Source organism: Saccharopolyspora karakumensis, from assembly GCF_004349225.1.
Taxonomy (GTDB): domain Bacteria; phylum Actinomycetota; class Actinomycetes; order Mycobacteriales; family Pseudonocardiaceae; genus Saccharopolyspora; species Saccharopolyspora endophytica.
The window spans coordinates 1-1,436 of the sequence record NZ_SMLA01000125.1 but is presented as its reverse complement, the minus strand read 5'-3'; the positions used below and the strand labels follow the sequence as shown (position 1 = coordinate 1,436).

Sequence of the window (1,436 nt, the reverse complement as noted above, 5' to 3'; positions counted from 1 at the left end):
ATGCACGAGGCCCCGCAGAACTCCCTTCCGCCGCGGCCGAGCACTGCGATGTCGGAGGGCACGACGTTCGCCGAGGCGCTCAACCCCGGTTCGCAGCAGCACTTCTCCCCCGGCCCGGAGCCCGCCGCGCAGGACCCGATCGCCGGAGACACGGCGTTCCAGGCGTTCTACAGCGACGAACCGGCGTCGATGCCTTCGATCCCGCCGGCCGGTCCGCCGATGGCGCCGCCGCCGATTCCCGAGCACGTCGAGGTCACCCAGCCCTACATCCCCGCGATTCGTGACGAGCAGCCGGAGTTCGCCAAGCGCCTCAACCCGCAGGCCGCGGCGTCACCGACGGCGTTGACCGGTCCGCAGCCGGCGGTGACCGAGCGTGCCGCGACGGCCCCGCCGCGCAAGCGCGGTTTGATGCGCCGGGTGGTGCGCCGGATCATCGGGCCGGATCTGCTGCGCAAGGATCCGCCGAAGAAGCGCCGCTAGAGCCTTCTTTCGCCTCGTCGGTGGTCCTGGCACGGGCGCAGACCTGCATCCTGCGCCCGTGCCAGGACCACCGTTTTCATGCCCTGGGTCGTGCACACCGTTCGCGCCGGCGCCCGGCCGGTGTTCGACCGGCCCGCGCGGTGTCATCGGGCGCGGGCGTGCCAGCGGCCGTGGTCGCGGGTGATGTGCACGAGGTGGTTGAAGCACTTGCTGATGTGGTCGCTGGTGATGACCTCGTCGACCGGGCCTGAGGTCAGGCACTGCCCGTCGCGCAGCAGCATGGCGTGGGTGGTGCCGGCCGGGAGTTCTTCGAGGTGGTGGGTGACCAGGACGGTGGCCAGCTCGGGGTGCTGGGTGCGCAGGTCTTCGAGGCTGGTGAGCAGTTGTTCGCGGGCGGCCAGGTCGAGTCCGGTGGCGGGTTCGTCGAGCAGGAGCAGGCGGGGTGCGGGCATGAGGGCGCGGGCGATGAGCGCGCGGCCGCGTTCGCCTTGGGACAGGGTGTTCCAGCGGGAGTCGGCGCGGTCGGCGATGCCCAGCAGGCTGATCAGCCGGTCGGCGTGGGCGGTTTCGGCGTCGGTGGGGTGCCGGCGCGGGACGAGTTCGGTGGTGTTGGTGGCGCCGGTGAGCACGACCTGGGTGACGGTGAGCGGGCTGGTGAGCGGGTGCCGGGGGTTGACGTGGCCGACGAGGCTGCGCAGGGCGCGCATGTCCACGGCGCCGAGGCGGTGTCCGAGGACGTCCACGCTGCCGCGGGTGGGGTGCTGGTGGGCGCCCAGGAGGCTGAGCAGGGTGGATTTGCCCGCGCCGTTGGCTCCCAGCAGTGCCCAGTGCTGGCCGGGGTGGACCTGCAGGGTGATCGAGCGCAGCAGGTGCGTGCCGTCGCGGACGACGTCGACGTCGTCGGCGTGCAGCACGGGTCCGGTGTCGGCGGGGCGGGGGTGGTTCACGAGGGTTCC

General features: G+C 72.4%; 2 protein-coding genes. One reads left to right on the top strand and one right to left on the bottom strand.

Going from position 1 to position 1,436, the window contains the following annotated elements; genetic code table 11:
• The coding region (locus tag E1202_RS32475; protein WP_235879144.1) for a hypothetical protein at window positions 1-480 on the top strand (480 nt) is incomplete at its 5' end.
• Window positions 481-623: 143 nt separating this feature from the next.
• Here E1202_RS32475 and E1202_RS31090 read toward each other — a convergent pair.
• The gene (locus tag E1202_RS31090; RefSeq protein ID WP_132686875.1) at window positions 624-1,427 is read right to left on the bottom strand and encodes an ABC transporter ATP-binding protein; all 804 of its coding nucleotides are present in this window, start codon (window positions 1,425-1,427) and stop codon (window positions 624-626) included.
• Window positions 1,428-1,436 lie beyond the last annotated feature (9 nt).